This is a genomic window from Metallosphaera sedula DSM 5348, from assembly GCF_000016605.1.
Classification (GTDB): domain Archaea; phylum Thermoproteota; class Thermoprotei_A; order Sulfolobales; family Sulfolobaceae; genus Metallosphaera; species Metallosphaera sedula.
Map to the genome: position 1 here is coordinate 1,335,399 of NC_009440.1, position 23,806 is coordinate 1,359,204.

Annotated in this window: 20 protein-coding genes; 8 read left to right on the forward strand and 12 right to left on the reverse strand. The window is 47.6% G+C overall.

Annotated elements, in window-relative coordinates:
- The first annotated feature begins 10 nt into the window (after positions 1-10).
- From MSED_RS06910 to MSED_RS06925, 4 genes are all read left to right on the forward strand, one after another.
- Complete coding sequence (locus MSED_RS06910) at positions 11-580, forward strand: GMP synthase subunit A (protein ID WP_012021309.1); 570 nt, start codon at positions 11-13, stop codon at positions 578-580.
- 28 nt (positions 581-608) lie between these two features.
- The gene (locus MSED_RS06915; protein ID WP_012021310.1) at positions 609-1,052 is read left to right on the forward strand and encodes a protein-tyrosine phosphatase family protein; all 444 of its coding nucleotides are present in this window, start codon (positions 609-611) and stop codon (positions 1,050-1,052) included.
- Positions 1,053-1,054: 2 nt separating this feature from the next.
- Entirely contained in the window at positions 1,055-1,651 is a 597-nt protein-coding gene (locus tag MSED_RS06920; RefSeq protein ID WP_048060321.1) for an endonuclease V, read from the forward strand.
- A gap of 76 nt (positions 1,652-1,727) precedes the next feature.
- Positions 1,728-2,087 carry a hypothetical protein gene (locus MSED_RS06925; RefSeq protein WP_012021312.1) on the forward strand — a complete coding sequence of 120 codons (360 nt, stop codon included), beginning with the start codon at positions 1,728-1,730 and terminating at the stop codon, positions 2,085-2,087.
- On the opposite strand, the gene MSED_RS06930 is transcribed toward MSED_RS06925, so the two are convergent.
- The 3 genes from MSED_RS06930 to MSED_RS06940 form a co-directional block, all read right to left on the reverse strand.
- Positions 1,999-3,870 carry a peptide-N4-asparagine amidase gene (locus tag MSED_RS06930; RefSeq protein WP_012021313.1) on the reverse strand — a complete coding sequence of 624 codons (1,872 nt, stop codon included), beginning with the start codon at positions 3,868-3,870 and terminating at the stop codon, positions 1,999-2,001. The genes MSED_RS06925 and MSED_RS06930 overlap by 89 nt on opposite strands.
- Positions 3,867-7,682 carry a S53 family peptidase gene (locus tag MSED_RS06935; RefSeq protein WP_012021314.1) on the reverse strand — a complete coding sequence of 1,272 codons (3,816 nt, stop codon included), beginning with the start codon at positions 7,680-7,682 and terminating at the stop codon, positions 3,867-3,869. Before MSED_RS06935 ends, MSED_RS06930 begins: the two co-directional genes overlap by 4 nt.
- A gap of 105 nt (positions 7,683-7,787) precedes the next feature.
- Positions 7,788-8,936: a hypothetical protein gene (locus MSED_RS06940; RefSeq protein ID WP_012021315.1), complete on the reverse strand. Its 1,149-nt coding sequence runs from the start codon at positions 8,934-8,936 to the stop codon at positions 7,788-7,790.
- Positions 8,937-9,204: 268 nt separating this feature from the next.
- Between MSED_RS06940 and MSED_RS06945 the strand changes: the two genes are divergently transcribed.
- On the forward strand, positions 9,205-9,609 hold the full coding sequence (locus MSED_RS06945) for a PadR family transcriptional regulator (protein ID WP_225938844.1): 405 nt from the start codon (positions 9,205-9,207) through the stop codon (positions 9,607-9,609).
- Positions 9,606-9,962 (forward strand): NifB/NifX family molybdenum-iron cluster-binding protein, encoded by a 357-nt coding sequence (locus MSED_RS06950; RefSeq protein WP_012021317.1) that lies wholly within the window; start codon positions 9,606-9,608, stop codon positions 9,960-9,962. The genes MSED_RS06945 and MSED_RS06950 overlap by 4 nt, the downstream gene beginning before the upstream one ends.
- Here the strand turns inward: MSED_RS06950 and MSED_RS06955 are convergent, their stop codons facing one another.
- Positions 9,963-11,417 (reverse strand): APC family permease, encoded by a 1,455-nt coding sequence (locus MSED_RS06955; protein ID WP_012021318.1) that lies wholly within the window; start codon positions 11,415-11,417, stop codon positions 9,963-9,965.
- A gap of 163 nt (positions 11,418-11,580) precedes the next feature.
- On the opposite strand from MSED_RS06955, the gene hel308 reads away from it, so the two are divergent.
- Both hel308 and MSED_RS12365 read left to right on the forward strand, forming a co-directional pair.
- Positions 11,581-13,683: an ATP-dependent DNA helicase Hel308 gene (hel308, locus tag MSED_RS06960; RefSeq protein WP_012021319.1), complete on the forward strand. Its 2,103-nt coding sequence runs from the start codon at positions 11,581-11,583 to the stop codon at positions 13,681-13,683.
- Entirely contained in the window at positions 13,634-13,819 is a 186-nt protein-coding gene (locus tag MSED_RS12365; RefSeq protein ID WP_230842334.1) for a hypothetical protein, read from the forward strand. Before hel308 ends, MSED_RS12365 begins: the two co-directional genes overlap by 50 nt.
- Here the strand turns inward: MSED_RS12365 and MSED_RS06965 are convergent.
- From MSED_RS06965 to MSED_RS07000, 8 genes are all read right to left on the reverse strand, one after another.
- Positions 13,816-15,390, reverse strand: a complete 1,575-nt coding sequence (locus tag MSED_RS06965) for an acyl-CoA carboxylase subunit beta (protein ID WP_012021320.1) — start codon at positions 15,388-15,390, stop codon at positions 13,816-13,818. The genes MSED_RS12365 and MSED_RS06965 overlap by 4 nt on opposite strands.
- Positions 15,391-15,605: 215 nt before the next feature.
- Positions 15,606-17,222 carry an ABC transporter permease subunit gene (locus MSED_RS06970; protein ID WP_012021321.1) on the reverse strand — a complete coding sequence of 539 codons (1,617 nt, stop codon included), beginning with the start codon at positions 17,220-17,222 and terminating at the stop codon, positions 15,606-15,608.
- Entirely contained in the window at positions 17,219-17,914 is a 696-nt protein-coding gene (locus MSED_RS06975) for an ABC transporter ATP-binding protein (RefSeq protein WP_048060094.1), read from the reverse strand. Before MSED_RS06975 ends, MSED_RS06970 begins: the two co-directional genes overlap by 4 nt.
- A gap of 157 nt (positions 17,915-18,071) precedes the next feature.
- Positions 18,072-20,045 (reverse strand): DEAD/DEAH box helicase, encoded by a 1,974-nt coding sequence (locus MSED_RS06980; RefSeq protein WP_012021323.1) that lies wholly within the window; start codon positions 20,043-20,045, stop codon positions 18,072-18,074.
- A 53-nt stretch (positions 20,046-20,098) separates the two neighbouring features.
- A complete protein-coding gene (locus MSED_RS06985; RefSeq protein WP_012021324.1) occupies positions 20,099-20,902 on the reverse strand; it encodes an ABC transporter ATP-binding protein in 804 nt (267 codons plus the stop codon).
- Between the two features lie 24 nt (positions 20,903-20,926).
- Positions 20,927-21,781, reverse strand: a complete 855-nt coding sequence (locus MSED_RS06990; protein WP_012021325.1) for an ATP-binding cassette domain-containing protein — start codon at positions 21,779-21,781, stop codon at positions 20,927-20,929.
- Positions 21,782-22,531 carry a peptide ABC transporter permease gene (locus MSED_RS06995; protein WP_012021326.1) on the reverse strand — a complete coding sequence of 250 codons (750 nt, stop codon included), beginning with the start codon at positions 22,529-22,531 and terminating at the stop codon, positions 21,782-21,784.
- Positions 22,528-23,730 carry an ABC transporter permease subunit gene (locus tag MSED_RS07000; protein WP_012021327.1) on the reverse strand — a complete coding sequence of 401 codons (1,203 nt, stop codon included), beginning with the start codon at positions 23,728-23,730 and terminating at the stop codon, positions 22,528-22,530. Before MSED_RS07000 ends, MSED_RS06995 begins: the two co-directional genes overlap by 4 nt.
- Positions 23,731-23,806 lie beyond the last annotated feature (76 nt).

The window sequence follows — 23,806 nt, forward strand, 5'->3', positions numbered from 1 at the left end:
CTGGTAAAATGTGAAGATAGGACTCATCTACTTCGGTGGTCAATACAACCACCTCATCCTGAAAAACGTGAAGTATCTAGGGGGAAACATTGAAACCATTGATCCCTCCCTACCCCTGGAGAAGGTTAAGGAGTATGATTGTCTCATCTTCAGTGGGGGTCCCCAATCCGTGAAGGAGGAGCTACACAGGATGGGAAATTCACCCCTGTTCGTCAGAGAGGTAAGCGTTCCGAAGCTGGGTATTTGCCTGGGACATCAACTTATAGCCCATGTACTAGGTGGCGTGGTAGACAAGGCAAGTACCCCTGAGTTTGGACTCGTGAGAATTAAGGTAGAGGATCACGACACAATCCTGAATGGGGTACCCTCCGAGTTTAACGCGTGGGAGAGTCACAACGATGAAGTTAAGACCCCACCTCCGGGGTTCAGGGTACTCGCAAGCAGTGAGACCACGAGGATACAATCCATGGTGAACTCCGATAACTCCATCTTCACAGTTCAGTTCCATCCTGAGGTAAAACACACGGAGCACGGAATACAGGTACTTAAAAACTTCCTTGAAGTATGTAAAGGTAGATGAAGAACAGCGGATCACCTGAGGTGAAAGATTGTACTGGGTGAGGAGAAACAGAATTGGCGGATCCCATATGCCCTCTCACCTGGAGGAGATTCGTGATTGGAAAAGGAAGGGCGTGAGGAAAATACTTGTCCTGGCAGAGGACTGGGAAATAGAGGAAGCATGGGGAAACCCGGAGTACTATTTCTCTCAACTTAGGGAGGAGGGGTTCCAGTTCCTACATGTTCCAGTTCCAGACGGATATGCACCAACCATGGAGCAGTTTCAGGAAATAATGAAATGGTTAGACACGGGAAGTAACGTGGTTCATTGCGTTGCGGGCATGGGAAGAACAGGTACCGTTCTCGCAGGCTACCTGGTCCTGAGAGAGGCGATGAGCCCTGATCAGGCAGTGGAGGAGGTCAGGAGGTACAGGCCAGGAGCCGTCCAAACAATGCAACAGTTCATGTTTCTTCATGAGTTGACCAAGTCTTGAAACTGGAACAGGATTACCTGGTGAATTTTCTCTACCTGGTTCAGAACGTAATAGCGAGACAGGTTAACCTAGCGAAGCTGGAGGGAGAACCAAGAGAGATATGCGGTGTCGATGTGGCATACAAGGGGGAGGTGGGGGTTGCAGTGGTCGTGTGTGATGGCGAAAACCAGCTAGTAAAGAAGGCTACAGGGAGGGTAGGTTTCCCCTACATTCCAGGTTTACTCTTCATGAGAGAGGCTCCCCTCATGATAAGGGCACTACAAGACCTTAAACCAGACCTCCTTCTCGTGGACGGACACGGGATAGCTCATCCCAGGAGGAGCGGTATTGCCACGGTACTTGGGGTTCTCCTGAACATCCCCACGATAGGTGTTGCGAAGTCGAGACTTGTGGGAGAGGTTATAGAGGAGAATGGGATTAACTACGTTGTCCTCAACGGCGAGAAGGTGGGGGTCAAGGTAGGGAAATACTACTATAGTCCAGGCAACCTGGTTAGCCTAGATGACGTAATCAACTTGAGCAGGATGGGTTATCCCAGAGTGCTTAGGGAGGCTGACAGGCTCTCTAAGGTCTATAGAAATGACCTTAAACTCAGCTAAACCCTCGTCGTCACCGATCGGTCGGGCAAGTTTTCATCCCAAAAGGATTAAAGTGTCTGGACTTTAATTGTTAGTCATGAAACGAGTCCTCAGAATACCTAGATTTAACAAGGAGGGAAAGCCTAAGACGCTAGAACTACTGGTGGATTCCCCGATAATGAATGATAAGGGGTTTCCGCAAGAGGGTAAACTGCTTCTGGTGATAGATGACGGTAAGAATAGGGTTGGCTTTCAACTGAGTACCGCAGAGGCTGCCCTGCTCTATCAAAGGTTAAGCTACGTGCTTAATGAGTCCGCTAAGGAATACATCCAGATAGAGGAAAAAAGTAAGAGGAACTACCAGTCGTCTAAAAAGGGGAGGGATGTGGAAGAAGAGCAAAGCGAGGAAGTTCCGCCAGAATACTTCGATGATATGCCACCAGATGATCTACAGTAAGATGATCTTCAGTGAAGCTTACAACTTCCTGGTAGGCAGGGTCAGTTAGTGGTGTAAAACTCCTCTGTATTTTCAGGTAGTAGCCCGTAGCATTCACGGAGCTGTTCTGTCCGGCCATGGCGAAGAAGTTTTCCCTGAACTCGGTTACACCCGGTTCCTGATAGATGAAGGTGAGGTACTTTTGAGTTAGGGCGTTATTGGACGTGAGCTTAACGAGAACGGCTCCGCCATAACTATTGATCACCTCAATTATCCCAGAGAAACCTCCCTGAGCGGTCAAGTTCTCTTGAAGGGATTGCCTCGTGACGTAACCGTTAAGGCTAAATGAGTACAGGTAATTCGCACCCAGTTGAATGGATCCGTTCTGCGCATATGACAGATTGAAGGGTATCACGTTAGGTGAGGTTATTGGAGTGGCAAACGCTGAAATCTGCAGTGTCACGGGGTAGTTGCCCGCCAGATACATGGAGGAGGAGTAGAACCCGGTCTCATTTGCAATTTCCTTGAAGGTTTCGTCCAGATATGCGAATTGATAGATGTTGTTGAAGGTCTGGGAGGCGTAGAATCTTCCTGTCTGGGAGACTGTTGCCATCTCGGTACCGTGAAGGAACCTTAGAATTGAGGAGTAAGTGAGGGTGTAGCTACCTCCCTCCTGATAATGAACCCCTGAGAAACCGCCAACAAAGATGGGCGAGGAGTCAATAAACCTAGTATAGGCCTTCACTACCTGCCCAGAGATTAGAGGATTGCTCTGATTTACCCACAGAGCCAGGAACCCTGATAGGTCCCAGTCGAAGGAGGAACTACCCGTTAGTTCCTTCGCAGTTCCTAAGTTAGAGACTGTCACTGTGACGTTAGCATTAGATCCCAGCGCCAGAAGAGGAGTAAGATCCACCTGATAGGGCGTGTGAAATGCCAGCGTGTTAATGCTGGAAAGTGGCTTCCACCAGAACAGATCAATACCACCAGTGTATATTGTTTCGTAAGGAGGAACTACTCCTCCGAGGAGACCGTCATAGTAGAGCAGGATGTCCCTGGTGGCCGGCTCGTTACTGTACCAGAACTCGTCTAGTCCTCCGCCTTCCTCGTAAAGGAAAGCTGACATCCTATACGTGCCGTTAGGTAACTTAACCGAAGAAGTAATAGTGTCCTGATTAGGGTTAAGAATGACGTACGAGTAGTTGTAGTTGAAAGTCCCATTCACGAAGAGAGGTATGAACTCGTTGGGCAAGTTACTCGGGGCCTGTCCTGGGTAGAGGGACAGAGTTATGTTGACTAGATAGATCCCTGTTATGTTCACCTTTGCGTCGTAGAAATTCACGAGGACAGGTTCAAAGGTTACGTTTCCGTGTAGGAGGTTTTCAAACATGGTTAGGTCTACAGAGGCACTCGAGTTCTGAATCTCCTGTGTAGATCCCCAGAACACCGGTATGCCGTTCACGAAAATGTAGAAGGGGCGATCAAACTGGGTTCCATTCTCTTCCTTCACGCTAACGTTCATGAGGATGAAGCTGTAGGATCCATTGGGAATGTGAACGTTCAAGTAGTAGGGTTTCCACGCCGTATCGTTGAATATTAGGTTCTTGGCTACCGTGACAGTGACAGGAGTCTCGTTGGGTGGGAGATACCCTACAGCCTCGAAGGAGTAGTACTTCGGATCTAGACCCTGCATCGCCGTTATGTTGTATAGGGTGAAGTTGTGAGGCATGGTTGGTGAAGAAAAAGCCCCTACACCTGGGAGTAACCCCAAGACCAGAACAATCAGGAGAATCCAGGACTTCATTTTCTCACCCTCAGAACAAGGATCAACAGGATAACCACCACGATAGCCAGGGCTATTATGCCCACTTCCAGGTAAGTTATTTCCTGATGAAGTACGGCCTCCGGATAAAGATTGTTCACGGTAAAGGAGACGTTGTACTCGAGTCCATTCTTCAGGACTGCTACGTAATGGTAGATTCCGGCGGGCAGAGAGGAGGCATGGAATGGAATATGCAGTGTTAAGGAATTATTGCTCTCGGAGTAGGTAAAGTTCTGAGCCTGTCCGTTCAAGTACACTGAGATTGGCTTAAGGGTAGGCGAGATTGTAACATTCACTACCTCGAAAGACGACGTGACGTTGCTTGTTAGCTCTACAATCCTTGGTGGAGAGCTAGTCGAGAGGTGGGACGAGACTATGGTTGAGCCCTGTAAAACCACATTTCCACCTGTCACGTTGAAGGCGTAGGTCGAGTTAACTAAAGACGAGATCAGGTTCACGTCAGAATTTATCAAGGTAAGGGCAACGTTAGGGTTCCTGACGCTAGAGCTCACAATGGTCAAGGTGGAGTTAATCGCGTATATCTGTCCTATCTCAGATGACGACACCGTGACGTTGGAGTTTATCACCCTCAGCTCACTCACGGTCGATCCCACTATGTTAACCGAGGTTCCGTAAACTGTGAGGTTTGGCGAATACACCTGGTAAAGGGAGTAGGTGTTTCCGTCCTGTACTGCGTAAGGTAATGACGAGTTTCCTCGGATAGTCATTGGTCCCATATAGGTTTGGTCGGTGACGTATAGGTTCTCTGTCGAGAAAGTTGGAGAGCCTAGGGCAGAGCTTCCCTGAACTACCGCAACCCAAGGACCCTGGATGACCCCTGGCTGGCTCCCCCTGAATTGGGCACTGCCTGAGAAGTAGGGAACAGTGAAGTTCCCAACCCACTCACCCAGACTCGCGTTATACTGCAGAGGTACCTCGTAGTTCACCTCATTCAGAAGAGATTCGAACGTGGTCCCAGAGGGCATTAGGGTCAGGGTAAACATTCCTTGGGTGACGGGAGTCCCATTCTGGTAGGTTATCTTGACCTTAATGGGCACGTTTTCACCCTGATATAGGTAAGTTGGCATCAGGATGGTGGATTTAACGGAAGGTGATACGTAAAACCAGGTAGTGAAGTTCCCATCCTCTAGACCCACGGATGTGTTAACCACAGCATGATATACGACCTTGTACACTCCAGGCGTGAAATTGCTAGGTATCGTGAAGTTAGCCTCCTTTAACCCGAAAAGTATGAACACACCATATTGTGCCGTATCAGGGGCAGAGATCATGGGAACTTGAGCAACTAACCTATTCCCTTGGTACACGTATGCCGTTACGTTTGAGGAGAATAGACCTAGCCCGAAGCTACTTATGGTCTCAGCGAAGAAAGTCACGTTCTCGCCAGGGGATACACCTGGCATTCCTGAGATTGTCGATGGATATACTGTCCCGTAAACTGCGTCCCCAAAGTAAAGGTATGTATAAGTTGACCCGCCCGTGGTATTGACCACTAAGAGATATATCCCCTGAGGCATGTTAGGAAGTAGGGAGAACTGACCGTTATAGATGCCAGGCATTTGCGATTGTAGTAGGGTGAAGTTAAGCAGAGCCTTCCCGTTCTTTATGAGATAACCTGTTACGGACATATTCGAAAGCGGTGTCCCATTAGGTGCCGTTACCTGAACCTGGACAGGTACAGGTTCGTTGGGAGGTATGGGGAGGGAGTAGGGGAAGGGAATCGGTTGCGAGATAACCACTGAATCACCCACGTCTACATCGGTTTGTGCTACGCCTGAAATACCGTTAGACGACCCCTTAACCACAATGGACCAGATGTTGGGTGGACCTCCTTGCACCTCAAACATACCGTTCCAGTAAGTCCCGTTAAACTGCAGGGGAACTTTCATGAGTAGGCCATTAGTCGTATAGATGTAGGCAGTAAAGTTTCCGGAGTTCACAATGTCACCGCTCTCATTGGTGATGTATGAAACTATCCTCACTGTGGAATTATAGGGATACCATGGGTAGGTTTGATTGGTAGAGAAGGTGGATACTGAGATCTTGAGCTGTGGCTGTTTCAGATATTCCTTGACAGCTTTGAGAAGTCCCGGATAGTTGGGGGTACCAAGACCTGTCACCATGTTATAACCTGAGGTTGCGGTGTAAATTCCGTTGAAGCCCACCGTCACCTGATGGAAGGCCTGGGAATACAGAGTTGAAGTTGAATTGGAATATATCCAGTATAGTATGGGGTTGAGAAGACCGAGGGACTCATTAAGTTGAGAATCTAGGTCTGCTGTCACGCCAGCCCAGAGAGGAGAGGCTAAGCTTGTTCCACCAATAACCTCCTCGACACCCTCAGCGTAAATCACCAATCCAGTGTAGGGATTTGCATCTGCACTCACGTCAGGGACCTCCCTATAGGAGGCGTTTAGATACTGATTCTGATACCAAGGTGCTGGGAAAAGGGTACTCATCCCCCCTCCTGATGAAACGCTGGTTACTCCTGGCTCAAAGTACTGTGGAAGGACTCCCCAGGCAGTTTCAAATCCATAGGTCACATTCGCATCCTTGTTTTCTAAGGAACCGGACGTGGAGTTAACGTAAAGTGATGTACCTCCCACCGCAGTGACAAAGGGTGAAGATGCTGGAAAGTTAACTCCACCGTAACTTGTTAAGGTTCCGCCATAGGCCCCATTATCACCGGAAGAGGCGAAGAACGAAATCCCCTCTGCAGTCCCAAGTGCGAAGTAGTAGTCTAGGTAAGGATAATTGGGAGTACTACCCTGAAAATACGCGTAAAATCCTGATGCGCCGATCAGGTTCTCGGGGAGACCCCAGCTCATGGATACCACCTGGGCAAGGTCCTGAGACACCACAAGATCTACAGCCTCAAACAGGGCTGACCCAGAGTTGGATGCTACCACTGCTATCACATGGGCGTAAGGAGCCATCGCGTGAACTGCCTCCACATCGAGAGCCGTCTCGACATCCCAGGAGGTGAAAATTCCATAGATAGGGTGATATGGACCCACAGGCAGTATCGTGAGATTTATGGGGGGAAGACCATTCTGCATATCGAATGCCTTAAGGTCCTGAGTTAACTCGGGATCTCCATAGGCATCAATGACAGCTACAGTTACGTTCTTACCTCCTGGCATTGCTCCATAGGCCTGTGAGATCTCCCTTCCCGTATAATATGTCGCGGAGAACTGGAACCCATAGTAGCCTGAAGGTGAGGATAGCCTAAGTCCTCCATTGCTTATGTTTCCCAGGACTACCAGGTCTGGCTTTATCAAGGTGTAATTGGTGAGTCCCATTATGAGAGAGTTACTAAGAGCTCCGGGAATCACTGGCGACGTAGCTGGCCTGTAATAAAGGAGACCTCCAGTTTTATAGATCGAGAGAGAGGTACCGAAGACCCTTTCCACGTTAGATGCGTTAGAGACTGCCATTACAGAGAATGGACTGCTGTACACGACCTGGAAGCCGTGAGCTTCCAGATAGCTCATGATCTGTTTCTCCTTTTGAACGTTACCGAACATGGATATGATCCCTGACCTGTTTAAAGGATGTATCTGATGATTACCTATCTCCTGCACCAGTAGGTACAGGTAGTTCATGTTCTTTGGAGGTATGAAAATAGAAATGCAGACTTGAGCTGTTGAGGGTAACTGTCCTTGAAGGATACCCTGATACTGGGGTCCGTAATATGTAGCATATGATTTCGCTTGAATGGGAACTAATTGGGCAAGAACAATCACGAGCACCAACAATAACGCAAGTTTCATGCGTTAAATAAGTTAAGGACAATATATTAACTTTTTGAAAATATCAACTCAATTCTTGATTTAGGCCCAATAAAGGGTTAAAATCAAACAAGTTCTTCAAAAAAATTACAGTTGACTTAGAAGGCTCTGTAGGTAGGAGAGAAGTAGGGATTGACTGGCAACGTGAGCGTAATTGGTTTCCATCACCAGGTACTGTCCTGACACTGACTCTAATACCAAGGTATTATTGTTGATTGGATTTGGGTTCGCGATAAAGTATGGTGCTCCGTTAAGGTTACCTTGAGCTATCACCGAGTTCATTCCGGTGTATTCCTTAAGGTTTTCATAGAAAGTGAGAGATTCGTTGTATTGTGCCTGTGCCTGAGAGGGGGTATTGAATTGGGTTACCTGGACAGCCAAGACTGAGGAACTATTGGCGTAGATAGCCAAATAACCAGTGCTAACGTTAAGTTTCCATTGCTTGAACATCTGATACTTTGACTGAACGTTACTCATGTTGAAGTTTCCAAACTTGGTCTGGAATTTACCCAGGAATCCACTACCCGCTCCATTGGAAAGATTAAGGGAATCCAATGCCGTATAGTTAACGTAAGACCAGTAGGCCAACTTCATCCCGTTTACGCTTCCAAATATAGATGGTGGCTGTACAAGGGCGGATTGCGAGTTCTGAATGTCTTGGTACTGGTTCATGAACAGGTTGAGGGATGCTGAAGAGGGATCATTCACGCCTGTTACAATCACGCCCACTAGATGTTGTCCGTCATAGCCTAGTGCAATGCCATAACTGGAAATGTTACCGTATACGTACTCCAGGTTCCCGCTCTTATTAACGTTGAAGTTATACCCAGCAACTAGAATGAGAGCAAGTTTCCTGAAGTCCTGGGTGATGTTCGGCGAATTTACCTTAGACACGAAGGTTATGGCAGTAGAAGTACTATTGTGTACCAAGACTTCCGCGAAAGTAGTTCCTACCATCTGGGAGAAATTGCCAAGGTATTGGGAAGTTAAGGTATTCATAGGGGCTAATCCCGATAGATTATTCAGTTCCATCCACGCTCCCACAGTGTACCCAGAGATTCCTGTTGATGCCTGAGCCTGAACTGGGGAAAGTAGAATAGTGCTACTGGGTGCACTCGCTAGATTCACCTTAGCTTGCTGAACCGCTGAATGCTGTGATGTCATCTGCAGAAAACCTACTACTGCGACCGCTATTACAAGGATCGCTATTACTCCTGTCACTAAAGCTTTGTTCATGATAGAGATGTCCTTAGGGTTGTTTAAAAAGATTGTCAAAATAGGTTAGAATTTACGTCCTAGTAAACAGCCGAGTTGTTGTCTCAATTTCACTAAACAATATTCAATCTAAGCTTTGAATAATCATTCTATCCCTTTAATTTCTCAAAGTTCTCTCGTGATGGTCAGAGCCAAAAAGATTTATATCTGTAATCCGATATCGATATTTAGATAGGAAATGTTTCACCACGGATTTGGTCATAGGGGTCATAGGAGAGGACTGAGATTCGTGATCCTATTCTCCCTGAACGAGTCACCCAAGAACGGAATAGAGATAATGAAAGAAATTGAAAGCATGACGAAGGGATGGTGGAGACCCTCGCCCGGCTCCCTGTATCCCATGCTCGCAAAAATGTCCCAAGAGGGGTTCATAAGGAGGAGAGAGGACGGAAAATACGAGTTAACTGAAATAGGTAAGGAGGAAATAGAGATAATTAGACAGAGAATGGCCATGATGTCCAGTTTCAAGGAAAGCATGAGACATGAGGCCTCATCTCCCGAGGAAATTCTAGAGGAGATGGAATTTTATGTGGATTATCTGGAGGATCTAAAGAAGAACGACCCAACCAAGATCAGCAACCTGACAGATAGAATTAAAAGACTTAGCGAGAGATTAATGAAGGTGGTATCATGAAGGTAGCAATTCCTGTGACAAATGGAATGGTTGACGGACCTGGAGAGGGCCTCAAGGTAAGAATTTACGAGGTGGATAAGGAGGTCAAGCTGTTAGAGGAGTACGATAACCCTGCACTTACGGCAATGGCTGCTAGGGGGATATACATGCTTAGGTCTGCTCTGGATAAGGGAGTGACTGCCTTTATCGTCGCCGAGATTGGCCCACCAGGGGTTAGGTTTCTGGAGGGAAAAGCCAAGATATACCTGGCAGAGGGCAAAGTCGAGGGTGTCCTCAACAAATTAATCAAGGGAGAACTAAAGGAAACGCATGAGCCTACACATGGGGAACACCACAGTCACGGACATCACTAACTAGGTTACCTCCTCGCCGTCCGACCTTTTCACCCTGATTTTTCCATTGACCTGCTGCTTTTCATGATGATTGGCTTGGTCATGACTCCCCTGTTGATTTGCCTGTGAATTCCTCTCTGGATAGTCCTCTTCCTTTCCTGATTCGCTCATTTCTATTATTTCAGCAGCTAGGAATCCTAGGATAATGGTTCCCATAAAGAAGTAGACTATCACTGGTGACGAGGTCCTTATTGACTGAAGTAGTTCGTATGATGAGAACGCTATACCTCCCAATGAAAGCACTAACCAGCTTATTCTTTTGTTTATTTTAGAAAGTGAGATCTTGAAGAGAGAGAAATCTGAGGCCAAGTGAACAAATATGTTTGCCAGTAGTGAGACTAAACCAGTTATTGAAAAGGCAAGGAAGGCATTAAAACCCGTAATCAGAATTCCGCCTAGAACTATGATCACGAAACTTACCACAGTGACTATGACCGCATAAAGCGGACCTCTTCCCGTTTCAAGTCTTCCAAGTATCTCTGGTAAAAATCCTCCCCTAGACATAGCGAAAATGGTTCTAGAGGTTGCCATAATATACGTTAAAGTGGCTAGTATACCGTCGTTGGCAGCTGCGAACAGGACAAACGCGAGAGTCAATAGACCGAATCTGTCCTCAATAAGCTGAATTAAATTCAATTGATTAGCCACTAAATGGAAATAGATCACGTGATCCGTTATTCCATAAATGTCAAATGCGGCCAGTAGCCCGCCTAACAATATGACAGTTATTATAGCCCTTGGAACACTCTTTTCTGGATTCTTAACTTCCCCTGATAAGGGAGTTATGGAACCGTAACCTGTGGGAATAGAAGAGCCGAAAAGAATTGCCAAGGCAAGAGTGGACAGATTAATGTTGGACGGAATTGGGTTGTAAAGGTAGAAATGCGTGGAGGCCATAAATAGCACAGCTAGGGCAGCCATCATACCTATCTCTATCAGGCTTGCAACTATGGCGTACTTGGCTGTGGGTTTTATTCCCAAAATTGCAAATATGCTGGAAATAGTGAGGATTATTGCTGCAACCGCGATGGCAGGAACAGGGATTATTGTGGAAAGAATGTAGGAGGCGCCTAATACGTATGCCGAACCGTACATGGAGGAGTAGAGGAGATACAGCCAGCCTGTCTCAAAGCCAAGCCTCTTCGTTAGGGAATAATATGCGTAGGTGTAATACCCTCCAGTTTTAGTAAATTTCCTAGATAAGATATAAACTGACATTCCGTTAACTAGAACCAGGATAGTACCTAGTATAATGGCCAGTGACGCTCCCGTACCCGCGAGAAGGTACGCCTCTACACCGTAGGTTAACACACTGAGGAAAGGCGATTGTCCACCCAAGGAGATAAATATTAAGTCAAGGATTCCTATGACCCGTTTAGGCTCTTCATTTCGCTGCTCTTGAGATCCCTTTGACATTCAGGAAGAAAGATACTATCGTTTAGATTTTAAAATCTTCTTGTAATACACAAATAAAATTGGTGTAACGATACTATAACAGATTATCTCACAAATACTCCTACATTTTTAAGGAAAACCGTCTTTTGATGCCTTTTTAATTAGTGGAAACGAGTTTTCTTCTATGAAAATAATCAGCGTCGAAGACCTACCCATGGATGCTAAGGTGAAGGAGGTCCTGAAAAGAAGAGGGATAGTTACCTTAAATCCTGTGCAATCTGAGGCAGTGGAAAAGGGGCTACTGGAGGGAAGAAGATTACTTCTGACCTCTCCCACGGGCTCTGGAAAAACGCTCATAGCAGAGCTAGGAATGATATCTCATCTTCTCCGTGGAGGTAAGAGAGCAATTTACGTTACTCCCTTGAGAGCACTCACTTCTGAAAAATATGTTACCTTCAAGGATTGGGAGATCTTAGGTTACAAGGTAGGGATGACTTCCGGGGATTACGATACAGATGACGCGTTTCTGAGCAGGTATGACATTGTGGTCACGACTTATGAGAAGCTGGATTCCCTGTGGAGACATAACCCCTCTTGGTTGAAGGAATCGGACTACTTCATCCTTGACGAATTTCACTATCTAAATGATGGAAAGAGGGGTCCGGTGGTGGAAAGCGTGGCCGTGAGATCCAAGAGGAGGAACTTACTGGGGCTTAGCGCAACTGTAAGCAACGCCGACGCCATTGCGGAGTGGTTAAACGCCACACCCGTGAAAACTAACTGGAGACCTGTCCCCCTCAAGGAAGGTATACTTGTAAATGACAGAAAGATAGTCCTAACCTACACTGACGGGGTAAGCATACAGCTCAAGGGAAATGACGGTATCCTAGCATACACCAAGAAGATTGTGGAGGAGGGTGGTCAGGTTCTAGTATTCAGGAACTCTAGGAAGATGGCTGAGACAACTGCAAGGAAGATAGCGGAGCTGAATTTCCCCCTGAAGAAAAAGGAGGTTGAGGATATAGTCTCTAGGCTCAGAGAAGTTGAGGACGCTGGATCTGAGGAGAGGAACACCCTAGCTGAGCTAATGAGTAGGGGGGTTGCCTTCCATCACGCTGGTCTATCTAAGGGATTGAGAGACTTGATTGAGGAGGGGTTCAGGAGGAGAGTGATCAAGGTGATAACGGCAACTCCTACGCTGGCTGCTGGCGTAAACTTACCAGCAAGGGCAGTTGTGGTAGGGGATATTTACAGGTTCAACAGGAAGATCCTAGGTTTTCAAGAGGAAATCTCTGTGATGGAGTACAAGCAAATGAGTGGAAGGGCAGGAAGACCGGGTTATGATAGTGAAGGCGAGGCAGTCATAGTTGTGAGGAACAGGAAGGACTCCGAGAGGATAGCGAAGAAGTACATTCTTTCCCCACCTGAACCACTTGAATCCAGGCTAGGTAACGAGTCCGCGTTTTACTCCTTTCTGCTGGGGTTAGCGTCAGAGGACGGAGCAAACGAGGAGTTCGTAAGAACTATGGCTCAAGAGACCTTTCTAGATCACGAGCTCGTGAAGACATACCTTGAGACGGGGCTGAACTGGTTGAGAGAGAACGAGTTCCTCAGCGATGGCGTCAAACTGACCAAGTTCGGAAGAAGGGTTGCAGATCTTTACATCAATCCATTCACAGCGAAGTTAATCAAGGATACCCTATCCATGAGTGAGGCCGAAAACTGCGACATTCCATACCTTCACATGTTAGCATTAACGCCCGATGGACCCATAGCTAACGTGAGTAAACCTGAGGAGGATGATCTCTTGGAGTGGGCGCCTTGTCCTCCCTTCACGGATGTGCCAGATGACGAGGATGAAGCCTTTCAATATTTCTCCGCCCTTAAGATCGCGCTCATAGTTCACGACTGGATAGAGGAAGTGGATGAGGATGCGATTCTATCAAAGTACGGAATTGGGTCTGGTGACCTCAGGTCCATAGTCGAAACCATGGAGTGGCTAACCTACTCGGGATATCAAGTGAGCAAGGCCCTAGAGTGGGAGTCGCATGCTGATATCATGTTCCTGCTCAACAGGAGAGTATCAGACGGCGTTAAGGAGGATCTGCTAGACCTAGTGAGAGTTCCTGGAATTGGAAGGAAGAGGGGAAGGTTACTGTATCAGAACGGCTTAACTAAGCCGGAGGACCTAGTCATGAACCCGGAGAAAGTTAAGGCACTCATAGGAGAGAAGGTAGGTGAGAAGGTTGTCAAGGACGCTGCAAGAGTTATTGGAGGAGTTCTTTAGGGCTAAGGACGGAGAGGAACTTGTGTTTGAGGGAGATCAGGATACCCTGAAAAAGCTGGAGCTGGTGTTAAGGGTCTTAGCCCAAGAAACTAGAATTGAGGGAAATAGGCTCTTGGTAAAGAAAAGAAGGCCTTAGAGGGGTATATTTCCATGCTTCTTGGGGTACCTGAACTCCCTCTTGTTCTTTAACATCTTCAAGGCTGACGCTATTACCTTCCTCGTATCCTTGGGCTCTATTACGTCGTCAATCAATCCCTTCTCAGCTGCCCAATAGGGGTTGGCGAACAACTTCTTGTACTCAGCTATTCTCTCCTTGATGAGATCGTCAGGAGACTTGCTGTTCTGAATTTCTCTCCTGTACAGGATCCTCACGGCCCCCTCAGGCCCAGTCACCGCTATCTCTGCAGAGGGCCAAGCATATATGAGATCCGCTCCAAGGCTCTTTATGCTCATGGCGATGTGAGCGCCACCGTAGGACCTTCTAACCACCACAGTGACCTTGGGAACTGTTGCCTCAGCAAAGGCGTACAACATCTTTGCTCCGTGCCTAATGATGCCCTTATATTCCTGGTCTGTTCCCGGCATGTAACCAGGAGTGTCCACCAAGCTAATCAAGGGAATATTAAAAGCGTCACAGAACCTTATGAACCTGGCCGCCTTGTCTGAGGCGTCTATATCTATGGCTGCCCCCAGATGGGCGGAGTTATTTGCTACTATACCTACCACGTTCCCGGCTACCCTTCCAAATCCAACCACCATGTTCTGAGCCCAATGCTTCTGCACCTCCATGAACTCGCCGTTGTCCACAGTCCTGTATATTACCTCTCTCATATCAAAGGGCTTGACGGTGTCAGTTGGAACAACGCTCTCCACGTCCTTCATTTCCCTGTCCGCAGGGTCTCCCGTGTCCATGAAGGGTGGCTCCTCCATGTTGTTAGAGGGTAGGTAAGAGAGCAACCTCTTGGTTATGTTAATGGAATCTTGTTCGTTCTCCGCAATGAAGTGAACCACGCCTGATTTAGTTGCGTGAATTACGGCTCCACCTAGGTCTTGGAATGAAACGTCCTCACCCAACACCACCTTTGTGATCTCTGGACCGGTCACAAACATGTAGTAGGCGTCGCCCTTTATCATGATTATGAAGTCAGTGAGGGCTGGTGAGTAAACTGCACCTCCCGCAGCTGGACCAGCCATTATGGTTATCTGGGGAACTACGCCAGATGCCATCACGTTGGCCTTAAAGACCGTACCGTAACCCTCTAGTGCGACTGCGCCCTCTTGTATTCTGGCTCCTCCAGAATCATTTATCCCAACTACAGGTGCTCCAACCTTTAATGCGAGCTCATAAACCTTAGCTATTTTAGACGCGTGAGTCTCCCCTAGCGTGCCTCCTATAGACGTGAAGTCCTGGGCAAATGCAAATACAGTCCTTCCCTCGACCTGTCCCCATCCAGTTACTACGCCGTCTCCGTAGACCTTGCTTTTATCCAATCCAAACTCAGTAGCCTTTGTCGTGGCAAAGGTCATGACCTCGTTAAAGGTCCCCTCATCGAATAGGAGATTTAACCTCTCCCTCGCTGTCAGCTTGCCCTTAGCATGTTGAGCCTGTACTCTCTCCTCTCCTCCACCCATGTAAGCCTTGGCCTTTAGGGCTCTCAATTCCTCAACTAGTTTTGACATATCCGGTTTTTCAAAAGTTGCAGTCATGTCTAATCAAGACCTATTGTAAGTTCTCTCTTAAAATTTTTATCATTTAAACTTTAGTTAATATTGACATACTGATATTTTATAATTATAACGGACTTTTTACTACACCCTCAGAGTTCGCGTATGGGCCCTCACAGATCGGATCCCGGATTCCTCATCACTGGTGAGAACAAGATGTAAAGTAGCGTTAAAAGTGTGAGCCTTGGCATGAAGGGTTAGGCAGCGTATATCCCTTCCTCAGCCACGTATTTCTGTCTAGCTAGATCCATGAGCTTCCTAGTGAAGAAGAGGGAGTATATAACCACAACAATGGCGAAAAGGATTGAAAGCCAACCCACTAGAGCAAGTTTGCCCTGACTATCTGCTAGTGCCAGCTCCCTCATTAGTCCCTGATGTACCTCGAGGGTTCTCCCGTCATATATATCTGGCCAGTACTCTCCTATGGCCAGGCCTCCCCATGCACTGTTCACCGTACTCGTTAACCCTGCCACTATGTATGGCATGGCTGAGGGGATTACCACCCTTCTCAACCTTTGCCAAAAGGTTAAGTTCAAGTTATCCATCACTTCCCAGTACTCCTTGGGCATGTTCTTTATCCCCATCCAGTAACTATAAAAGACGTAATAGAAGGTGGAGATGAAGCCCAGCAGGAGGACGTAAAACTCGCTGGTGAAACCGCCTAAAACCGGTCTCAGGATTGGGTATGTTGCCCCGTATAGAAGAGGGAAATATGCTGGTGCCGGGAAGGAGGCCACGGTCTGAATCATTGGGATGACCACTCTCTCGGTTCTCTCGTGGACAGAGAGCCAGTATCCCACAAAGATGGCGATCAACAAGGAAACGACAGATATTACCCCGACTCTCATGTAATCTATTCCTATTAGGACTAGGTCGTACGGAGTTGAAGAAATTAAGAAGCTCCAGGTTTGAGGAGATACGCTTCGTATCACTGTGAACACGGAGTATGATATTCCTAGGAGGAAGAGAGCCGCAATCACTATCCCGATCTTTCCCCATTGGCGTACTTTCTCCTCCTCTTCATCTACATCTACAGGAACTGTTTTGCTCCTTGTTACATATCTAGCTAATTTGCTTACAGGGGCTATGGCATTGCTTACCTTCGCAGAATATCTAATCCTAAACCTCCCTCTCCTCAAGGCCTTGTTGGAGGATTCCGTATCAAGGCCATATCTTTGAACCGAGAAGGAGGCAAATTCCCTAAGGCCAAAGGTAATGAAAACTACAACCACCGCTAGAATTCCCAGGGCGTAAAGGGCCTGGTTGTAGAGTCCAAGCGTGGTTAGCCTAGAGATCAGGGACCCAATACCGAATACTGCGTAATTACTATTGCCTACACTGAAGACCTCACTCACGGTTATGTAGAACATTGCGTCCGCAAAACTGGGGATCAGGTTAGCTGCAATCCTAGGAATCGAGAAGGGGATGTATAGTTTGGACATCTTGCCAAGAAACCCAAGCCTTAAGTTCTCAGCTACCTCGTTCAGGTTCTCAGGAACGGTCTTGAAGGCTTGATAAATTCCCATCCATATGTTCCAGACTACGGCAGTGAATACGAGGAATATTACAGCTAGTTGAGTACCGAGAAACCCTCCTATATCCGAGACAAAGAAGATGAGTACAACGGGGAAGAAGGAGATAACGGGGACTGACTCCAGGACCTCTGACAGGGAAATATACACGTTCTCGAAGGCCCTATTCTTTAAGGCCAGATAACCTAGGAGCCATCCAGTTACAATGGAGAGAATGATCGTGATAAATACTCTCCCCACCGTAACTCCAACGGCGAGTAATGCTAGAAGCGGAAAAATCAACTCTCCTTCACCCTTTTCTTAACGGGGGTGAGAAGTTTATACAACGTGTCCAGATATTCCTGGAATCTCGGATCCTTAGGGTTTCTAGGCCTCTCCAGGTCTATGATCACCTCTCCCACGACTGTAGCTGGGCTTCCATTCAATACGTAAACCTTGTCTGATAGCTCCACAACCTCATTCATGTTGTGGGAAACCATGACAGCGGTCTTGAGAGAGGTGTCCTCACTGAATATGGTGGAGTAAATCTCCTGCCTCAGACCTTCGGCAGTCAATTCGTCCAAATGAGCAAAGGGCTCATCCATGAGAAGAACATAGGGATCGGCTGCCAGGGCCCTAGCTATGGCTACCCTCTGCCTCATTCCTCCACTCATCTGCTTAGGGTAAAAGTCCTCAAATCCCTGAAGCCCAACGAGCTCAAGCATCTTTCTGGCTATCTTCTCTTCCTCCTCCTTCGGAAGTTTCCTGTACTTCAGACCAAGCTTAACGTTTTCCAAAGCGGTTAACCAGGGGAAGGTTGCTATGGACTGGTGAATGAGGGCTATCCTGGGGGTAGGATGTAGAACCTTCTTTCCCATTAGCCTTACTTCCCCTTCGGAGGGTCTTATGAACCCACCTAGTATCCTAAGCAGAGTCGATTTTCCCACTCCAGACGGTCCAACTATGGCGGTAAGTTGATTCTCCTCCGTCCTAATAGAGACGTTCTCAAAGACCCTGTAATTGTTGGGATACTGAAATGCTAAATTGATTCCCTCTAGGATTGTTCCATCTGACCATCCCCGATCAACGTTAAATTCAATTCTTAAAAGCTTATTCTATCATAAAGTAATATTTTGTGCTCGAGAGTTTGACTTATCCCGTGGTGTCACGTTCCAGATCTCGTATTATGTACTTATCCCCTCTCTTCCTTAGAACTCGCAACCTCACCATCTCTCTCAGAACATCCTCTCCAAACTTGGAGGATACCTCCCTGAGACTAAATTCCCTTTGCCGAAATTCCTGTATTGCCCTCCTAACATCAAAGGTTAGGGGGTCTTGGGAGTAGACGCTCCTGCATAGCACCTCGATCTGAACATTGGACCTTCTCAGTTCGTCCCTGAGCTCCCTGTAACCTACCTTCATGCACAGTTCCCTCAGATCCTTGACGTCCAGGGAGATCAAGCTCATCACGGCATCTCTAGGTAAACCTGATCTAGCCAGTTTCACGCCCTCCGAGGGCACTCCGTACTTGAGGCTGTCGTGAATTTCCAGAGCCTTGCGATACCTGTCATCCCCTAGAGCCCTCAAAACACGAAACAGGGCAAAGGAAATCCATTTGGCATTGGAGATCACCTCCATGAGATCCTTCGACGTCAGTTTCTCGCAAATTCCATCTAGACTATTTCCATTCATCCATCTGTTGAGAAGCTCCCTTCCCTCTTTGCATCCCCTCAAGGCCTGTGCAACCGCAGGGGAACCTGCTATCACGGACACTAGGTCGGCGTCCTTGTTATCTATGGGAAAGCCTGACAGGGCCTTTACATCAATGTAGCTCACTGCTACTGCCCTTCCCAAAGGCGTTACTGTAACTCCTCGGTCCGTCATGACCAGCTTCATATCCCTTAGTCTCGAGATCGAGGACTCGACGAGAGTGTACCCTACCCCCCTGAAGTTGAAGGTAGAGTTTATTGATCTTCCAAGTTCATCCATTTCAACGCCGTCATTCCAGGACACAAAGGCCAAGGAAAGAGTGTCCAGATCCGGTTTCACTCCCTCACCCCTAGTACTCCCACGGTAGTACCTCTCCTCTAGTTGGGTCGCAAACTTATCGGAGTTGGCTATGATGATAACCATTCCCTCCTTGTCATACCTGGGCCTCCCTGCCCTTCCAGCCATCTGCCTGAACTCGGATGGGGAAATGTCTTTCCAGCCCTTGAATTCTCCCCTCTCATCAACGTTTGGCAACTTTAGCTCGTAAAAGACGACGGCATAAACTGGGAGATTGACCCCCTGACCCAGAGCGGTGGTGGATACCACGACGTTGAGGTTTCCCTCCAATAACATGTCGAGAACCTTCTTTCTGTCCTCGTGAGGCATTCCGCTATGGTAGTGATGAGCCCTGAAGTCCCTCCTCTGAAGCTCCTGTGCCAGGGTTTCTGCAGACCTCCTGCTCTTCACGAAGACCAGAGCATTCTTTCCCATGGAGACTATCCTCTGGAGAACTAACACCAACAACTCAAATCTGGGACGAGTGAGCCTGGACGGTTTCAGGTTCTCCTGCCAATTACCGCACTTGAGAACGTAGGGATAGGCCACGCACTCGTGGAGGGGAACTACCCTCTTCTCGTGCGAAATTAGCTTTGCATTTAACCAAGTCACGTATCTCTCAGGGTCGCTAAGGGTCGCGCTCAGGGCAATCACGGGGACTCTCCTGGACTTGGCCCAGAGGACAAGGTTCTCAAGTGCCAGCCCCCTGTCGGTCTCGACGTTATGAACCTCATCTATGACGATTCTCGAGACGTCGTTGAGCCAGGTGTAGTTATGGCGTATTGCACTGTCAAACTTTTCATAGGTAGCGAGGAGGACGTCTCCCTTCATCTTTCTTAGGTCGTCCTCATAAACGTCCGAGTCAGCCATCACGGCGTTGGTTCTGTCCCTAACTGAGAGATATACCTCCCTGGACAAGGCCTTCAAGGGAGAGACGTAAACAGATATTCCCTCGTCTTCGACTAGAACCCTCTTGGCAATGTGAGTCTTCCCACTACCGGTGGGCGCGGAAATCAGGTAATTGATATCCCTGTTGCTCTCGTACTCCCTGAAGAACCTCTCGGCCAGTGGAAAGTCCATTCACAGGAGTTGAACCAGACTAAAAATAACGTTTTCCTTAACTATTACCTCTCCTAGTTTCTCTTAACGTAGTCCCAACACTTCACCTGCGCGTCTTCTACCTGGACCATGGGAGGCTTCTGTAATCTGCATAGCCTCTGCAATTCCTTTTTCCTTCTCATTACCTCACAGTAATCGTGGAATCTGCACCCGCTGAGGCTCCCTCGTCCAACTTCACTCACCCCAACCTTTTCGCCCCTTTTACCAAGGCGTATTGCGGAGTTTGCTAGGACCATTGAGTAGGGATGAATTAGACGAGCCCCCGTCTCAACTACTTCATCCTCATACATCACTGTGACGGAGGTGCAAGGTGATATCAGGTCCACCGAACTTACGAAGAACAATGAGTCTAGTCTTCTGGACCTGATGATCTTGGCTAGGAGCCTCTCCACCTTGAGCCTCCCTTGCTCCTCAACTTCCTGGAAGAAGTCCTCAACTATTACGAATCTTGTCTTCTCCATGAAGAGAGGAGCAAGGTAAACCTTAACCAGGTTCAGGTCGCTCAGGTTATCCAGAAAATCGTCCGAAATTCCTAGGAGGAACATGATCTCCTGTGCTCTCTTGCTCGTCTTCAGCCATGCAGAAAGTAGATCCTTTACCCTTACCCTTCCCCTTTCGAGGTGACTGGGGATGAGATAGGTGGATCTCAATCCGTCCTTCTTTGACATGTACTCGCCGGTGAACGGGTCGATGTACTGGGCTTCAATGTCGCCCCTTTTCAGGACTTGGGAGAATCCTCTCTTGTAATCGTCCCATTCTCCCAGAATACAGGTAATATCTCTTATCACGGGTATTGGGCCATCCTTCAGGACTATCATTATGCCACCTCGATGTCGTGAAGGTCATATCCCACAGGCATAGGCAATGCACCTTACCCTATGATTCCCCATGGAGACCCAGTTCACGTTTTCGAAGCACTTGGGAGTGGAGTGCTTACATATTCCCGAGTAGACGCAACCCTTCCCCTCTACTTTCTCCTCCTGGATCTCCCCGTTAATTAGATCTATAGTGTAAGGATGTAAGGGAGACTGAAGGACGTCTTGACCCTCCTCAACGGTCTCGCCACGGTACAGCACAAGGACATAGTCGGCCAACCTGGAGAGAATCCCAGGATTATTTTCGAGAAACATGAAAGAGCTCCTGACCGAACCCATGAGATCTATTATTGAGTTCATGACCGAGGCACGTCCTATATCTCCCAATCCAAACTCTAGGTCATCGAAAATTACGTATTCTGGTTCCAGAAACACGGCGAGCGCTATGGCTACCTTCTTCAGTTGAAGTGGGGTTAGTTGATATGGTAATCTCTCCATTACGTCAGCGCTGAGCCCCAGAAGCTTCAGATACTCAAGCCCTACTTCGACGCCGTACTCCGCATTTCCGATTTCATGTGAGACCACAATCTCAGCGAAGTGGGATCCGATCGTGTATAGCGGATTAAACATTGTTGAAGGATCATAAAATACTGCAGATATCTTCTCCCATCTAACCTTATGTAGAAGGTCCCTGGACTTTACCAAGTCTACGCCATCAAGGAGAATAGAACCAGATACGTTGTTCAGAAGTCCCAAGGTTGCAGGAATTATTGCCTCTTTTCCGCTATCCTTTTCGCCCAGAATTCCCACGGACTTCTTGTCCAATCTTACGCTAAAACAGTTAAGTGACCCCTTCACTGTGACACAGTTATACTCGAGCACCTATCTCACCACCGTATCGGAGACCAGGAAGATTAAGACGAGAAGAATTGCCCTGAAACCAGCTGGGGGCAGAAACAGCCACCAGAAGTCAAATAGACGAGAGCTATTAAGAAGGGTCGTCAGGGTCGGGAAGTTGGGATCTCCTACCCCAGCTATTACGCCTAGCGCCGTGTAAACTGCTATCCCGTCAACCACGGAGGGCAAGAAGAAGCGCTTGGATAAGGCTTTAGCTATTTCCGAGGAACTTCTTACCCTTTGGGTGAGAGATATCTCGGGGATCCTGGACAGTGGATTCCCCTTACATACTGCCTCCGAAACCTGTCTTGAGATCACAGACCATCCAGTTAAACCCACAACTAGGGCAGTGAGGAAGAAGTTGGCCTTAACGAAGGTGACCTCTGGCGTCGCAAATAGGATGATAATGGCCATGAGGATAGGGACCCTCGGAAGTGAGGTTATGCCGTCAGAAATCCTCATCATTATGGACCTCACAGTACCGCAAGAACTCCCAGCTAACATACCGTATGAAACACCTAGGCCTACCTCTATGAGTGAGACCATTATCCCGAAAAGGAGGGTGTCCACAACTGCCCTAGCGTTTACGTTAATCATGTTGGCACCATTCACGTAGGTTCCCAAGGGATACTCATGAGAGGGAGGGAGAAGTGGCGAACCTCCAGGTAGCTGAAGGAAGGTGAAGAGCAGAGCCCACCCAAAATAGGCGAGAAACGCAATCAAGGCCCATTTCATCTTCTCACCCTTGGATCAACGTAACCGTAGAAGATGTCTCCCACAAGCCCTGAGAGGAGGACAATCGTGGAGTAGAATATCAGGACCCCCTCAACCACCTTAAAGTCTCCATAAACTGCCCCCTCCCTCAGAAGGAATCCCAAGCCTGGCCAATAAAATATTGACTCCACCAGGAACTCCGCGACCAACATATCTACGAAGGCTGCTGAAATAGTGGACAGCGCCACTACGGAAGCGCTTCCCAACATGTGTCTGTAGACTAATACTGCCCTTGAAAGCCCCTTAGCCTTGAAAGCGTCATTAACTCCATAGGGTAGAATTAGCCTGTTGGCGTAGGTTCCAATGAAGGGAAAGAAGAGCGCGACTACTGGGAAAACTATGTTGACGCCGCTCTCGACTTTTAGGTGAAAGGCGTAAATTAGAGACAACGCAATAACCCAGGAAGCCAATGCATTCCCTATGTATTTCCACCTCCTCACAATCTTGGTTAGCAGACCTTCCTGCGCAACGCTCCTCACAGCCATGAAGGAGCCAAGGTAAATGGACAGCGAGAAGGATATCCCGGACAGTAGGCTGGTGTAGGGTAGTGCAGACATCAGCAGAGAGTCCACGTCAAGACCGTAATGCTGGCTCAATCCAAAATTAAAGGTTAAAAGTTCAAGGATAACCCTGAATAGGTTCTCCCCATGAAGCATCTCTAGAATAGCCGTAATGACTGAAATGATAAGGATTGAAACAAGGAATGACAGAAACCTCTTTATCACGTACCCGGAGAGCGATCCAGTCCCCCTGGAACTGGCTAAATCTCCTATGGCCCTTTCCTGAACCAGGAGAACTGTCCCCCTGAATCCCATTGCAGAACCCACAAATACCAGGAGAATTCCTGGCAAAGATAGGGGGGCCAGTTCCTCAACGTAACCGTGAATTACGTAAACATAAAACGAGGTAGAGTTGAGGGACACATTTTCCACTTGCCTTAGAATCAACGTCTTACTCCCATTCAGTATCACAGTAGCTACGGGAGGCCCCTTATTCATTACAGACCAGTATTGGCTCTGCCAGTCACTTGGTGGCACTGCACAGTTACCCTGTCCATAGGACACCAGAGAGATGTACTGACTTTCTGTGGCCAAGAAGGAGAGATATATCCCAGCTACGATTAATATCAATGATATTATTACTAGTGCTCTCGCTCTCATTTTGGAATGGTAGGCCAATCAACTTAAAAGACTTTCTCTTTATTTAAAATTTTCTAAAAAAAAAAACTACTTTTTG

Bases quoted from the DNA above. Each gene is read 5' to 3' on its own strand.
- MSED_RS06935 (WP_012021314.1), bottom strand. From the start codon at position 7,682: ATGAAACTTGCGTTATTGTTGGTGCTCGTGATTGTTCTTGCCCAATTA.
- MSED_RS06995 (WP_012021326.1), bottom strand. From the start codon at position 22,531: ATGAAATGGGCCTTGATTGCGTTTCTCGCCTATTTTGGGTGGGCTCTG.
- MSED_RS06925 (WP_012021312.1), top strand. From the start codon at position 1,728: ATGAAACGAGTCCTCAGAATACCTAGATTTAACAAGGAGGGAAAGCCT.
- MSED_RS06985 (WP_012021324.1), bottom strand. From the start codon at position 20,902: ATGATAGTCCTGAAGGATGGCCCAATACCCGTGATAAGAGATATTACC.
- MSED_RS06955 (WP_012021318.1), bottom strand. From the start codon at position 11,417: ATGTCAAAGGGATCTCAAGAGCAGCGAAATGAAGAGCCTAAACGGGTC.
- MSED_RS06940 (WP_012021315.1), bottom strand. From the start codon at position 8,936: ATGAACAAAGCTTTAGTGACAGGAGTAATAGCGATCCTTGTAATAGCG.
- MSED_RS06930 (WP_012021313.1), bottom strand. From the start codon at position 3,870: ATGAAGTCCTGGATTCTCCTGATTGTTCTGGTCTTGGGGTTACTCCCA.
- MSED_RS06980 (WP_012021323.1), bottom strand. From the start codon at position 20,045: ATGGACTTTCCACTGGCCGAGAGGTTCTTCAGGGAGTACGAGAGCAAC.
- MSED_RS07000 (WP_012021327.1), bottom strand. From the start codon at position 23,730: ATGAGAGCGAGAGCACTAGTAATAATATCATTGATATTAATCGTAGCT.
- MSED_RS06950 (WP_012021317.1), top strand. From the start codon at position 9,606: ATGAAGGTAGCAATTCCTGTGACAAATGGAATGGTTGACGGACCTGGA.
- hel308 (WP_012021319.1), top strand. From the start codon at position 11,581: ATGAAAATAATCAGCGTCGAAGACCTACCCATGGATGCTAAGGTGAAG.
- MSED_RS06965 (WP_012021320.1), bottom strand. From the start codon at position 15,390: ATGACTGCAACTTTTGAAAAACCGGATATGTCAAAACTAGTTGAGGAA.